The sequence below is a fragment of the Bradyrhizobium sp. USDA 372 genome (assembly GCF_053629095.1).
Genome location: NZ_JBRJHR010000001.1, coordinates 2,681,863 through 2,694,560 on the forward strand (window position 1 = coordinate 2,681,863; position 12,698 = coordinate 2,694,560).

At 63.5% G+C, this 12,698-nt stretch carries 11 protein-coding genes; 5 read left to right on the forward strand and 6 right to left on the reverse strand.

Features of this window, described 5'->3' with window-relative positions:
- Window positions 1–13: 13 nt before the first annotated feature.
- The gene (locus AB7M16_RS12745) at window positions 14–1,342 is read right to left on the reverse strand and encodes an aminotransferase class III-fold pyridoxal phosphate-dependent enzyme (protein WP_453944113.1); all 1,329 of its coding nucleotides are present in this window, start codon (window positions 1,340–1,342) and stop codon (window positions 14–16) included.
- A 148-nt stretch (window positions 1,343–1,490) separates the two neighbouring features.
- Between AB7M16_RS12745 and AB7M16_RS12750 the strand changes: the two genes are divergently transcribed.
- Window positions 1,491–2,039, forward strand: coding sequence for a cupin domain-containing protein (locus AB7M16_RS12750; RefSeq protein WP_008561958.1), 549 nt, complete (start codon window positions 1,491–1,493; stop codon window positions 2,037–2,039).
- Between the two features lie 103 nt (window positions 2,040–2,142).
- Here the strand turns inward: AB7M16_RS12750 and AB7M16_RS12755 are convergent, their stop codons facing one another.
- From AB7M16_RS12755 to AB7M16_RS12765, 3 genes are read right to left on the reverse strand one after another with little or no spacing between them, the layout of a single operon-like run.
- Complete coding sequence (locus tag AB7M16_RS12755; protein WP_453944114.1) at window positions 2,143–4,404, reverse strand: xanthine dehydrogenase family protein molybdopterin-binding subunit; 2,262 nt, start codon at window positions 4,402–4,404, stop codon at window positions 2,143–2,145.
- Window positions 4,397–5,452 carry an FAD binding domain-containing protein gene (locus AB7M16_RS12760; RefSeq protein WP_453944115.1) on the reverse strand — a complete coding sequence of 352 codons (1,056 nt, stop codon included), beginning with the start codon at window positions 5,450–5,452 and terminating at the stop codon, window positions 4,397–4,399. The genes AB7M16_RS12755 and AB7M16_RS12760 overlap by 8 nt, the downstream gene beginning before the upstream one ends.
- On the reverse strand, window positions 5,449–5,946 hold the full coding sequence (locus tag AB7M16_RS12765) for a (2Fe-2S)-binding protein (protein WP_172788138.1): 498 nt from the start codon (window positions 5,944–5,946) through the stop codon (window positions 5,449–5,451). The genes AB7M16_RS12760 and AB7M16_RS12765 overlap by 4 nt, the downstream gene beginning before the upstream one ends.
- Window positions 5,947–6,197: 251 nt before the next feature.
- Between AB7M16_RS12765 and AB7M16_RS12770 the strand changes: the two genes are divergently transcribed.
- Both AB7M16_RS12770 and AB7M16_RS12775 read left to right on the forward strand, forming a co-directional pair.
- The gene (locus tag AB7M16_RS12770) at window positions 6,198–6,833 is read left to right on the forward strand and encodes a TetR/AcrR family transcriptional regulator (RefSeq protein ID WP_260382305.1); all 636 of its coding nucleotides are present in this window, start codon (window positions 6,198–6,200) and stop codon (window positions 6,831–6,833) included.
- Between the two features lie 1,072 nt (window positions 6,834–7,905).
- Window positions 7,906–8,883, forward strand: coding sequence for an ABC transporter substrate-binding protein (locus AB7M16_RS12775; RefSeq protein WP_453944116.1), 978 nt, complete (start codon window positions 7,906–7,908; stop codon window positions 8,881–8,883).
- Between the two features lie 112 nt (window positions 8,884–8,995).
- Here the strand turns inward: AB7M16_RS12775 and AB7M16_RS12780 are convergent, their stop codons facing one another.
- On the reverse strand, window positions 8,996–9,811 hold the full coding sequence (locus AB7M16_RS12780) for a class I SAM-dependent methyltransferase (RefSeq protein ID WP_453944117.1): 816 nt from the start codon (window positions 9,809–9,811) through the stop codon (window positions 8,996–8,998).
- Window positions 9,812–10,006: 195 nt separating this feature from the next.
- Between AB7M16_RS12780 and AB7M16_RS12785 the strand changes: the two genes are divergently transcribed.
- Window positions 10,007–11,473 carry an FAD-dependent oxidoreductase gene (locus AB7M16_RS12785; RefSeq protein ID WP_439364537.1) on the forward strand — a complete coding sequence of 489 codons (1,467 nt, stop codon included), beginning with the start codon at window positions 10,007–10,009 and terminating at the stop codon, window positions 11,471–11,473.
- A 175-nt stretch (window positions 11,474–11,648) separates the two neighbouring features.
- On the opposite strand, the gene AB7M16_RS12790 is transcribed toward AB7M16_RS12785, so the two are convergent.
- Complete coding sequence (locus AB7M16_RS12790; RefSeq protein ID WP_172788132.1) at window positions 11,649–12,026, reverse strand: PRC-barrel domain-containing protein; 378 nt, start codon at window positions 12,024–12,026, stop codon at window positions 11,649–11,651.
- A 222-nt stretch (window positions 12,027–12,248) separates the two neighbouring features.
- Here AB7M16_RS12790 and AB7M16_RS12795 point away from each other — a divergent pair, with 222 nt between their 5' ends.
- Window positions 12,249–12,653 (forward strand): DUF4864 domain-containing protein, encoded by a 405-nt coding sequence (locus AB7M16_RS12795; RefSeq protein ID WP_453944118.1) that lies wholly within the window; start codon window positions 12,249–12,251, stop codon window positions 12,651–12,653.
- Window positions 12,654–12,698: the final 45 nt, after the last annotated feature.

Sequence of the window (12,698 nt, forward strand, 5' to 3'; positions counted from 1 at the left end):
GCGAGAGCAATTATCAGGCCACCTTCTTGATGGCGTCCCCGAGGATCGAGACCATCTGGTCGATGTGGCTCTTCTCGACGATGAGCGGCGGCGACATTGCGAAGCTGTCGCCGCTCATGCGCAAGTAAAGGCCGGTGTTGAAGCAGTCGACCATGACGTCATAGCCGCGCGCGCCGACGATGCCGTCACGCGGCGCGAGCTCGACCGCACCCATCAGGCCGCAATTGCGGATGTCGACGACGTTCGGCAGGCCTTTCAGCGAGTGCAGCGCATCGCGCCAATATTCGGCGATCGACGCACCGCGCGTGAGCAGGCCTTCGTCCTTGTAGATGTCGAGCGTCGCGATGCCGGCGGCGCATGCGGTCGGATGCGCCGAATAGGTGTAGCCGTGGAACAGTTCCATCTGATTCTCGGGGCCGACCATCATGCCGTCATGCACCTTGCGGCTCGCAAACACGGCGCCGCAGGGAATGGTGCCGTTGGTGATGCCCTTGGCCGTCGTCATCAGGTCCGGCGTGACGCCGAAGAAGTTGGCGGCGAACGGCGTGCCGAGGCGGCCGAAGCCGGTAATGACCTCGTCGAAGATCAGGAGGATGCCGTGCTTGTCGCAGATCTCGCGCAGGCGCTGCAGATAGCCCTTCGGCGGCGGCAGCACCGCGGTCGAGCCCGGCACAGGCTCGACGATGACGGCGGCAATGGTCTCGGCGCCATGCAAGGCGACCAGACGCTCGAGATCGTCGGCGAGCTCGGCGCCATGCTCGGGCTGGTCCTTGGCGAAGGCGTTGCGGGTGAGATCGTGGGTGTGGCGGATGTGGTCGACGCCCGGCAGCAGGGTCGCAAAGGCACGACGATTGGCAACCATGCCGCCGACCGACGTGCCGCCGAAGCCGACGCCGTGATAGCCGCGCTCGCGGCCGATCAGGCGGGTGCGGCTCGACTGGCCGTTGGCGCGGTGATAGGCCAGCGCGATCTTTAGCGCGGTGTCGACCGACTCGGAGCCGGAATTGGTGAAGAAGATGCGATCGAGGCCCTTCGGCGCGATCTCGGCCAGACGCTCGGCGAAGTCGAAGGCCAGCGGGTGGCCCATCTGGAACGTGGGCGCGAAATCCAGCGTCATCAGCTGGCGCTCGACCGCGGCGGCGATCTGCTTGCGGCCGTGGCCGGCATTGACGCACCAGAGGCCGGCGGAGCCGTCGATCACCTTGCGGCCGTCGACGGTGGTGTAATGCATGCCCTCGGCCGAGGAGAACAGGCGCGGCGCCTTCTTGAACTGCCGGTTGGCCGTGAACGGCATCCAGAACGAGTCGGTCTTGATGGTGTTCGGAATCTGATGAAGGGTCACGGCCGCGCTCCTTTGCTGACCCGCTAGCAGAGCCACGGCTTGGAAACCGCAACAAGTCCTTTTCTGGTGACCTGCAAGCCATTGATTTAGCTGGGGCTGCCGGTCCATATTTGCGCGATCCGCAACACCTGCAACACGGGACCAGGGCATGAGCGTCGACATCGGTGGACGGCTGCGATTCATCCGGGCGCGCCACAAGCTGTCGCAGCGCGAGCTGGCCAAGCGTGCCGGCGTCACCAATTCGACCATCTCGCTGATCGAATCCAACCAGATGAACCCCTCGGTCGGCGCGCTCAAGCGCATCCTCGACGGCATCCCGATGGGGCTCGCCGAGTTCTTCGCGCTGGAACCGGAGTCCAGGCGCAAGATCTTCTACCGCGCCGAGGAGCTCACCGAGGTCGGCAAGAAGCCGATCTCGTACCGACAAATCGGCGACAATCTGTTCGGCCGCAGCCTGCAGATCCTCAAAGAGCGCTACGAGCCCGGCAGCGACACCGGGCGCGTGCATCTCGTCCATGACGGCGAGGAAGGCGGCATCGTCATCTCAGGCAAGCTCGAAGTCACCGTCGAGGACGAGCGCCGCATCCTCAATCCCGGCGATGCCTATTATTTCGAGAGCCGCCGCCCGCATCGCTTCCGCTGCGTCGGCGGCAAGCCGTGCGAGGTGATCTCGGCCTGCACGCCGCCGACGTTCTGAAGGCGAGATCGACGCATCCGGCGCGACTCGTTCACCTCTCCCGCAAGCGGGAGAGGGAGCGCACCTCCGTCGTTGCAGCGATTTGGCCTCATTTCATCGCGCTTCAAAGCTGAGTCAGCAACTCCTCGATCCGGATCGGAAAGCGGCGCACCCGCACGCCGGTCGCGTGCCAGACCGCGTTGGCGACCGCGCCGGCGCTGCCGGTGATGCCGATTTCGCCGACGCCCTTGATGCCGAGCGCGTTGACGTGCGGATCGTGCTCCTCGACGGTGATGACGTCGAGCGGCGGCACGTCGGCATTCACCGGGATGTGGTACTCGCCGAGATCAGCATTCATGATCCGCCCGCTGCGGCGGTCGGTGATCGCCGCCTCGTGCAACGCGAAGGACAGGCCCCAGATCATGCCGCCGAACAGCTGGCTCTGCACCATGCGCGGATTGACGATGCGTCCGGCGGCGAAGGCGCCGACCATGCGACTGACGCGGACCTGGCCGAGTTCGGGATCGACCTTCACCTCGGCGAACACCGCGCCGTGGGCATGCATCGCATATTGCTCCATCGCCGCAGGGTTCGGCGCGCCGGTGCCGCGCGCCTCGACCTCGGCAACGCCGGCGCGCGCGAGAATCTCGGCATAGCTCTCGCTGCGGCTCTCGTCGTCGCGGCGGATCAGCCTGCCCTCGCGCGCGATCACGCCGGCATTGCCGGCGCCGAACAACGGCGAGCGCTCGTCGCTGGTGGCGAGATCGGCGAGCTCTGCGATCACGGCCGCACCGGCGCTGTGGATCGCCGCGCCCGCCGTTGCCGTGTGCGCCGAGCCGCCGGCGATGCCGGCGTCGGGCAGGTCGGACGTGCCGGACTTGAAGTCGAGGCGGTCGATGTCGAGGCCGACGGAATCGGCCGCGATCTGCGCCAGCGCCGTCCAGGCGCCCTGCCCCATGTCGTGCGCGCCGATCTCCATCACGCCGGCGCCGTCACGCCGGATCACCGCACGCGCCTCGGCCTGGAACATCAGCGCCGGGAAGGTCGCCGTGCCCATGCCCCAGCCGACCAGGAGGCCGGCATCGTCGCGCATCTGCTGCGGCTGCAGCGGACGCTTCGCCCAGCCGAAGCGCGCGGCGCCCTGCTCGTAGCAGGCCCGCAGCGCCTTGGAGGAGAAGGGCCGTCCCGTCATCGGCTCGACCTCGGCGTAGTTTTTCAGGCGGAAGGCCAGCGGATCCATTCCGCAGGCCCAGGCCATCTCGTCGATCGCGCTCTCCAGCGCGATCGAGCCGGTCGCCTCGCCGGGCGCGCGCATGAACAGCGGCGTGCCAGTGTTGACGCGCACGGCATCGTGCGAGGTGCGGATCGCCGGCGCCGCATAGAGCGTGTGCGAGGCATCGGCGGCGGGCTCGTAGAAATCGTCGAAGGTGCTCGACACCGTTCTGGCATGGTGGTCGAGCGCGGTCAGATGGCCCTCGTGATCAGCGCCGAGCCGCAGGCGCTGACGCGTCGGCGCGCGGTGACCGACCGGGCCGTACATCTGCTCACGGCGCAGCACCAGCTTGACTGGCCTGCCGACGAGCTTTGCCGCCATGATGCCGAGGACCGGCGGCCCGCCCATGAGCCCCTTCGACCCGAAGCCGCCGCCGAGGAACGGGCTGCGCACGTGGATCTTGTCGGGCGCGATGCCGAACAGCTCGGCGATGCGCGCCAGCGACAGCTTCAGGCCCTGGGTCGGCATGTCCACGGACAGCCTGCCGCCATCCCAGTGCGCCACGACAGCATGCGGCTCCATGGCGTTATGATATTGCGGCGGGGTCTCGTATGTCGCATCGATCTGCTTTTCGGCTGCGGCAAGGCCGGCCTCGACATCGCCGCGGTGATTTTCGGTCGGGTTTCCGACGCCGACGACGGGCGGCACAAAACTCTCGCCGGCGTCGAGTCCAACCAGCGGAGGCAGCGTCTCGTAGCGCGGTGCCAGCAGCGCGGCACCTTCGGTCGCGGCTTCAAGCGTCTCGGCGATCACGACGGCGATCGGCTGGTTGGCGTAGCGGACTTCGTTGCTCTGCAACGCCTCCATCCGAAACACGAACGGATTGGTCTTGATCTCCGGATCGATCGCGAGCGCCGGCTTATTCTCCGGCGTCATGACGTCGACGACGCCGGGATGGCGTTTTGCGGCAGCGACATCGAGCGAGACGACGCGGCCTCGCGCGACGCTGGAGACGGCGATCACCCCAAACAGCATGCCGGGCGGATGATTGTCCGCGGCATAGGTCGCCTGCCCCGTCACCTTGAGGATGCCGTCACGGCGGGTCAGCGGCTGGCCTATATTCGAGCCGTGCCTGAGATGGGCGGGAGCGCTGGTCAAATTGAGCTCAGACATTGATGGCTCCGGAGGTCGAGGCAAAGGGAGAGGCCGGCAGCGCGGGGATTCGCGCGGGCGTGCCGGCGGCGGCCAAGGTCAGCGCGCGCACGACGATGCGACGCGCGAGCTCGATCTTGAAGGCGTTGTCGCCGGACGGCTTTGCGCCCTCGAGCGCGCGCCAGGCCGCCTCCTGGAATGCGTCTGCCGTGGGCGCGACGCCCTTGAGGACGCCTTCCGCTGCGCGAGCGCGCCAGGGCTTTGCGGCGACGCCGCCGAGCGCGAGCCGCGCCTGTGCGATTCTGCCGTTCTCGATCCGCAGCGCAGCCGCGGCCGAGACGACGGCAAAGGCATAGGAGGTGCGCTCGCGGACCTTGAGGTAGCGCGCATGCGCGGCAAAGCCGCGTGCGGCGGGCGGCAGGCGCACCGCGACGATGAGATCGCCGGGCTCGAGCACGGACTCGCGCTCGGGCGCATCGCCCGGCAGGCGGTGCAACTCGTCGAGCGCAACCTCGCGCCGGCCGCCCCTGCCCTCGATCTCGACGATGGCATCGAGCGCGACCAGGGGCACGCAGAAGTCGGAAGGGTGCGTGGCGATGCAGCTCTCGCTCCAGCCGAGCACGGCATGGCTGCGGGTCTCACCGTCGCGCGCGTCGCAGCCGGAGCCGGGCGCGCGCTTGTTGCAGCGGCTGGCGGTATCGTAGAAATACGCGCAGCGCGTCCGTTGCAACAGGTTGCCGCCGACGGTGGCGGCATTTCGCAACTGAGCCGACGCACCGGAGAGCAGCGCTTCGGCCACCGCGGGATAGGACCGCGCGAACTCCGCATCATGGGCGAGATCGGCATTGCGCACCAGCGCGCCGATGCGCAACGACCCGTCCGCGAGCGTCTCGATTTGGTCGAGGCCATCGAGACGCGTGACGTCGACCAGCCGGTCCGGACGGCTGACGCCGCCCTTCATCAGGTCGAGCAGGTTGGTGCCGGCAGCGAGGTAGACCGCGCCCGGCTGGGCCGCGGCAGCAACGGCTTCAGTGACCGTGGCCGGCCTGACATAATCGAACTGTTTCATGCGGAGCGCCTCTGATTGGTCTCGTCCATCCCGGCCTGCGCGTCCAGCACGGCATCGACGATGCCGGCGTAAGCGCCGCAGCGGCACAAATTTCCGCTCATGCATTCGCGGACGCGCTCGGGATCGTTGCCGGCCTGGCCTTCGCCGATCATGCCGATCGCGCTCATGATCTGGCCGGGCGTGCAGAAGCCGCACTGGAAGCCGTCATGGGCGATGAAGGCGGCCTGCACCGGATGCAGCTGGTCGCCGCGCGCGAGGCCTTCGATGGTGAGGATGTCGGCGCCGTCGTGGCTGATGGCGAGCGCGAGACAGGAGTTGATGCGCTTGCCGTCGACCAGAATGGTGCAGGCGCCGCACTGGCCGCGGTCGCATCCCTTCTTGGTTCCGGTCAGATCGAGGCGCTCACGCAGGAGATCGAGCAGCGTGACGCGCGGATCGTCGAGGACGAAGTCGCGCCGCGCACCGTTCACGGTGAGGCTGATGGAGTGGTTCATACAAGGCTCCGATCAGATATGGACATGAGTCATCGCGCAGCGCGCCACCGCCGTGGCCGCCGTCGAATAGCGCCGCCCGAACATGATGCGGCCGGCGCACGAGCGAAGATACGGAGGCACCCTCCGTTTAACAAGAGCCGCCCGGAAATATTTGGAATTCGTCAAAACCGCGTGCGCCGCCAACGCGATGCAGCCCTGCATGGGTCCGGCGAGGGTTCAATCTAACCAATTCGTGATCTACATTGCGCGCCATGGACGACCACACCGACCAGACCCGAAAGCCCCGCGCCGATGCCGTGCGCAATCGCGAGCGCGTGCTCGAAGCGGCCAAGCTGGTGTTCAGCGCGGGCGGGCCCGAGGCGAGCCTGGAAGCCGTGGCGAAGCGGGCCGGCGTCGGCATCGGCACGCTGTATCGGCATTTTTCGACGCGCGAGGCCTTGTTCGAGGCGGTGTATCGGCGCGAGGTCGAGCAGTTCAGCGAGCTTGCCGAGTTGCTGAAGAACGAGAAGGACCCGGTCGAGGCGCTGCGGCGCTGGTTGCATTCGGGGGTCGAGTTCGTTGCGACCAAGAAGGGGATGATGGCGGCGCTGGCGCTCGCGGTGCAGAGCGGGTCGGAGCTGCATGCTTTCTCCTTCGAGCGTCTGACCAAGGCGATCGGCTCGCTGCTGGACCGGGCGGTCGCAGCTGGCGAGATGCGCGCCGACCTCAGCCCGGAGGACCTGCTGCGCGCCTTCTTCGGCATGTGCTACGTGCACGACCAGCCCGGCTGGCAGGCGACGGCGCTGCGCCTGCTCGACGTGTTCGTCGACGGCTTGCGGGTGCCGCCGCCCAGCAAGGCCAAGGCTCGCTCGTCGAAGACGAAGCCCGCGACGAAGCGGAAGCGGTAGGGCGTGCAGAGCGACCTACGCCGCGGGCGAAGCGCTTCGCCACGCGGGTCGCAAACCACAATCCAAGATCATGTGAAAACCGGCAGCACGATCTCTGATTTATGAAGGCGCTCTTTTCAGGAGCGCCTACGCACGATGGGCGCGTGTTTTTGCGCCAGACCAGGTCTGGATCGCTGCTACAACATTGTTCACGTCTGCCCTACAAAGGCGACGAGCACGCCATTTGCTGCGAGCAACGATACAAATAACCATCTGCCACGAACTGAGATTGTCGCTGCACGGTCGTTTATTTCGGTTGTGAGGACTCAACTCATGACGAAGCACTTTTCAAACAGCGTTGTGCCCTACTTCGTTGTAGTCGTCATATCCATGGTGACAATCACGATTGCAGCAACATCGGTGGGTGAGTCAGTTGTTGCAGGCATCGCTGCGTCGATACCAGGCCCATTCCATCTCGCACATGCAGGCGCGGTGCCGAACCAACCGAAGCTCGCTCGTGCGCCAACAGGTTGCGGGCTTCGATCTGCTCCGCCGCAATGGAAGGTGGACTGGCTTTTCGAGCCGCCTGGGCATCCCCTGCCATGAGTCCTCGCCAGGGGCCGCAGGCCGCAACTCTTCTTAAACTGGAAGGCAAGCCGACGCTTTGCCTCTCGTTCGCTGCACCGCATCACCGTCACCTCTGTCGAAGATATTGACTGCTTGTGAAGTAGTTTACATCTCCTCGCTCATGGCGCGGCCTAGTGTGAAGACAAGTTCTTGCTTTGACGGAGGCCTCCCATGCTCTCAGCAATCAAATGGAATTCTCGCACTCGCGAATGGGTAATGTTGGCTATGACACTCGTTGTCGGCGTACAGGCAAACCGGCAGGAGGACGAAAGGAAGCAAAGGCAGCCACTCTGGAAGCATTTCGACGATACCCATCATTGGGATGAAACCGCTGAGGAATGGGTCCCCAACCAAGATCACTGATCGTGCAATGCGCCAGAGCCCGGCCTATGACAGTAACGGACATGGCCCTTCTGGATGAACTGCCAGTCTCTACGATGGCTTTTAAGTACAGCTGGAGTCAGGGATGAACCGGAGGCAGTTCATTGCCACGGCGGTTTGCGTGATCGGGTGGCCAGTCGTGGGGCTGGCGCAGCGGACCGGGAGTGTTCCTCGCATCGGGTTTCTCGGTCTTGGCAAGTCCGAGGATTGGACTGACCAGATCGAAGCCTTGCGCCTTGGACTTAAGCGCTTCGGATATCACGAAGGCCGCAACCTGCTGATCGAATTTCGATGGGCCGCCGCGATTGCTGAATTGGATAGGTTTGCCGAAGAGCTTTCGAAGTTGAATGTCGACATTATCATCGCGCCGGCGTCGACGCAGGTTGAACCCGCACTGCGGGCCACGAGGACGATCCCGATCGTTTTTGCGCAGCACGCCGACCCAGTCGGAATTGGGCACGTAGCCAGTCTGGCGCACCCGGGTGGCAATGTTACCGGGGTATCGATGGTCCTTACAGAAATGGCTGCCAAAGGATTGGAAATCCTTGTCGAGGCGCAACCGGGGACGAAGCGTTTGGGGGTGCTGTGGAATTTGACCACGCCGACGCATGCCCGTGTACTGTCCGTCCTTGAAGAAGCGGCTAAGCGCAAGAGCATCGATTTGGTGGGAGCGCCGATCAGCACGGCCGACGATTTCAACCGAGCTTTTGACCTGATGGTGAACGAAAAGGTTGCTTCGGTGCTTGTCCCATCGTCCCCGATCACAAACGCTCGCCGTCGGGCGCTCGCCGAACTGGGTATCAAGCACCGATTACCGACCATGTTTGCGAACAGAGCGAACGTGGAAGCTGGCGGGCTCATGAGTTATGGACCGAACTTCAACAGCATGTATCGTTACGTCGCCTTCTTTGTCGACAAGATACTGAAAGGGGAAAAGCCGGGCGACCTCCCTGTCGAGCAGGCTTCAAAATACGAGCTGGTACTCAACCTTGCGACGGCACGTCTCATTGGAGCCGACTTGCCATCGGTCCTCATTGCTCGTGCGGATGAGGTGATTGAATAGCATCGAAATGTCTGAACTGGCCCCTTGCGTCACGTTGCGAGGCTCATGACAGTTCGGTCCTCGGAGGAGACGGAAGCAGCGATCTCCTTCATTTTAACCCAAGCGGGGCTCACTAGAGGGAAGCAATCGCTACGAAGGATTGCTGCGGAAATGTCAGCTTGCCACCTGCCAACATCGAACGATCAAGGCGAGAGGCTGCATCATCGGAAATCGAGACGATTAGGCGCTCCCGCTCAGGTACCTCCTTGTCCTTCAGGAGCCCAGCCATTGGTGTTGCCGTGAGCTGAAAGCGAACATAATCCAACATTGACGGAAACTTGATCTGTTTGGTGACCGTGGCCACATCGACAAGATCAAAGCCCGCCTGCTTCGTCCAATCGGCAATCTCCTGAGCATCGCAAGAGAGATGCTCAGCACGCTTGGTGCGTGACGCCTCTTCTCCGAGGCACTCATCGAGCGCCTGGACAAATGCGTACGCTGCGGGGGTGTTCTCAATTGCGCTGTAAACGCTGAAGCCTGCGCGGCCTCCGGGCTTGAGCACCCGCACCATTTCCTTTAGCGCGAGAGGCCGATCTGGAAAAAATTGAAGCCCGAGCTGGCAAAGCACCACGTCGAAACTGCCTGCATCGAATGGAAGGTCGAGCGCGCTCCCCTCGATCCATTCAACCTGTGGAGACTTCGAGCGCGCAATCGCGAGCATGGCACTATTGAGATCAAGGCCAACGACGCGTCTCGCCAGGCCAAGCTGCTCCGTGAACCTCGCTACGACCCCAGTTCCACAGGCGATGTCGAGTACGCTGTCGCCGCACTTTGGCGCGATGCGGTCGAGCAGGTCGCCGGCCCATAGTGAAGTGATCGCTGGTACCAGGTACCGATCGTAAAGTTCCGGCGCGGTGGCATCCATTTGCCAATGTTCTTCGACCGACATGACTTCCCCTATGATCACTAGTGGAAAGCATTGCACGCTCGCAGCGTTGATGCTGACCTATTGGACGAGGAGCTGCAAGGGGCGAGGCCGCTTCTGGCGCCTTTCTTTGAACCTCCGGTTCGCCACACCGACTCAATCTCTTGAGTACCCGTGCCCACGTGGGTGGGCATCGTTGTCGTTCGCCGGGAAGAGACGATGACGATTTCATCGCCGCTTCTGCGGCCCGCCGAGCTCGAACAGGTGGGGAAGAAGATGAGCAAAATCGTCATTTGCGGCGGAGGCGTGATTGGATTGAGCGTTGCGACGATGCTTGGTCGCGACGGCCACGACGTCACGGTCCTGGAGGCTGATCCGGCCGGTCACCCTGTGGCCGCTGCCGAGGGATGGGACACGTGGGCACGTCCGGGAGTTGCACAATTCAGGCAACCACACAGCCTCGGTTCGCGATTTCGGATGATCAGCGATCTGGAATTGCCGGGATTGACGGATGATTTGCTGCGCGCCGGATGCGTTTGGGTGGACTTTCTCGACAGTCGATCTCTTCCCCCGACGCTAACGGACAAGACACCGCGTCCCGGCGACGAGGCCATGCGCTTCGTCACTGGAAGAAGGCCAATTATAGAATGGTCCGTAGCTGCAATGGCGCAAGCCGCGCCTAACGTGGCTATTCGTCGGGGGACCAAGGTTCGCGAACTGATCATTGGCGCATCGGCGGTCGCGGGTGTGCCGCACGTCACGGGGGTGCGCACGACATCCGGCGAAGAGATTCGCGCTGATTTGGTCATCGACGCCATGGGACGGCGAAGCACGGCTTGTGACTGGATCAGCGGCGCGGGTGCCCGCAGCCCGTTCGAGGAAGCGGAAGACAGCAACTTTGTCTATTTTACGCGATATTTCTCGGGGCAACAGCGGCCTCGCAGGATGGGACGCGCGCTCACTCCGATGGGCTTGTTCTCGATCCTGACCCTGGACGGCGACAACGACACCTGGTCGGTCACCTTGTATACCTCGTCGAGAAACAAGGCGATGCGCGCCTTGCGCGATACGGCGACATTCCATCGCGTCGTCTCAGCGTGCCCACGGCAAGCCCATTGGCTCGACGGCGAGCCAATAACGCCCGTTCTTCTGATGGCGGGAGTTATCGACCGGTACCGGCGATTTGTCGTCGATGGCCGTCCCGTCATCACGGGATTCGCTGCTGTCGGCGATGCATGGGCGTGCACCAACCCGTCCGCCGGTCGAGGCTTGAGCGTCGGCCTCCTGCACGCACAGGTCCTTCGCAATGTTGCCCGCAGACACCTCGACGATCCCGAAGCGTTCTCCCGGGAATACGACGCCGAGACCGAAATCCAGGTCGGTCCGTTTTACCGCAACCAGATCGCCGCGGACCGCGCGCGGATCGCTGAGATGAATGCTCTGGAAGCGGGCACGCCGCTGCCCGCACCCAACCCGGTCATGGCCAAGCTTCTCATTGCGTCGTCTCAAGACGCCGACGTGCTCCGTGGCATCATTGAGATCGCAATGTGCGTTGCGCTGCCTCAGGAGGTCGTCACCAGACCGCGCGTCGCCGCAAAACTGGCTGAAATGGACGGCTATCAAATCCCGCCGGATCCCAACATCATCGACCGACACCGCATGGCAGCGCTGCTGGACAGCTCGTAGGATGGGTAGAGCGCCAGCGAAACCCATCATTCTCCAAGGCGAAAGCACTAGGCATTGCGAAGTCGAGTCCTCCGATCCAGTGAGGACAAGTCAATCAGCTTCTGCCCGATCGGCGACTTGCACGACCTGCCGATGTTGGTGCCGTCAGTTCAGCTGTCCTGACGCGCAGCTGGCGTTATAGGCCACCTCGCCCTTCCCAGTAGGTTGGCGTTCCATAATACCGGTGAGTTCGCTGTTCCCAGTCTCGATCTTCCCAGGAGTCATCGCTGAACTCGGGCGCATCCCTCAGCTGTTGCTCGGTGATATTGGTTCGAAAACCGCCAAGCGACCTGTCATATGTCAGAGCGCCCCAGGGAATGGGGTAGTGGCTGTGACCCAAGCCCACAAATCCACCAAAGCTCATGACCGCATAAGCCACGCGGCCTGACATCTTGTCGATGATGAGGTGATCAATCTCGCCGATATTCGTCCCATCTGCTCCATAGACCTCGGTTCCCTCAATGTCCTCGCTTGAGATGCAGTGATGATCCGGATGGGCTGTTGCACGGGCCATGACGTTGCTCCTTGATAAGGTGGTTTTGCCGGCTTAACTCGGCCATCGCGGAGCCGTTCCTGCCTTAGGAGAACATGTCGCAACTGCCTGCGGTTTGTCTCGCCGTCCCGGATGAATGGGCATCTGGAGCATGCAAGCCCAGCGCGTGATATCTGAGTGCGCGCCCTGTCGGCGCAGATGTGCTAGGATCGCCTCCGCCGGGATCTCAACGCGGAGCCTGTCATGCGCATCGCAGCCTTGCTGGTCGCTCTCATCGTTGCCTGTCATCACGCAGCGTTTGCCGGCGATGTCGCGGCCGCCCAAAGCGTGATCCGCGCCCAGGAGCAGGCCTTCGTTCGCGACGATGCGACGGCGGCCTATTCCCATGCGGCACCGGCGATCAAGGAGATCTTCCCCGCACCCGACATCTTCATGTCCATGGTGCAGAACGGCTACGCACCGGTCTATCGTCACAAGAGTTTCGAATTCGGCGAGAGCAAGACCGATGGCACCTGGATCGCCCAGCGCGTTCATATCGTCGATGCCAATGGCGAGGCCTGGGAGGCGCTCTACACGCTCGAGCAGCAGGGCGACGGCAGCTACATGATCACCGGCTGCTCGCTGCTGAAGGCGGGACAGGCCGTTTAAAGCATGATCCGGAAAAGTGTGTAGCGGTTTTCCGAAAAGATCATG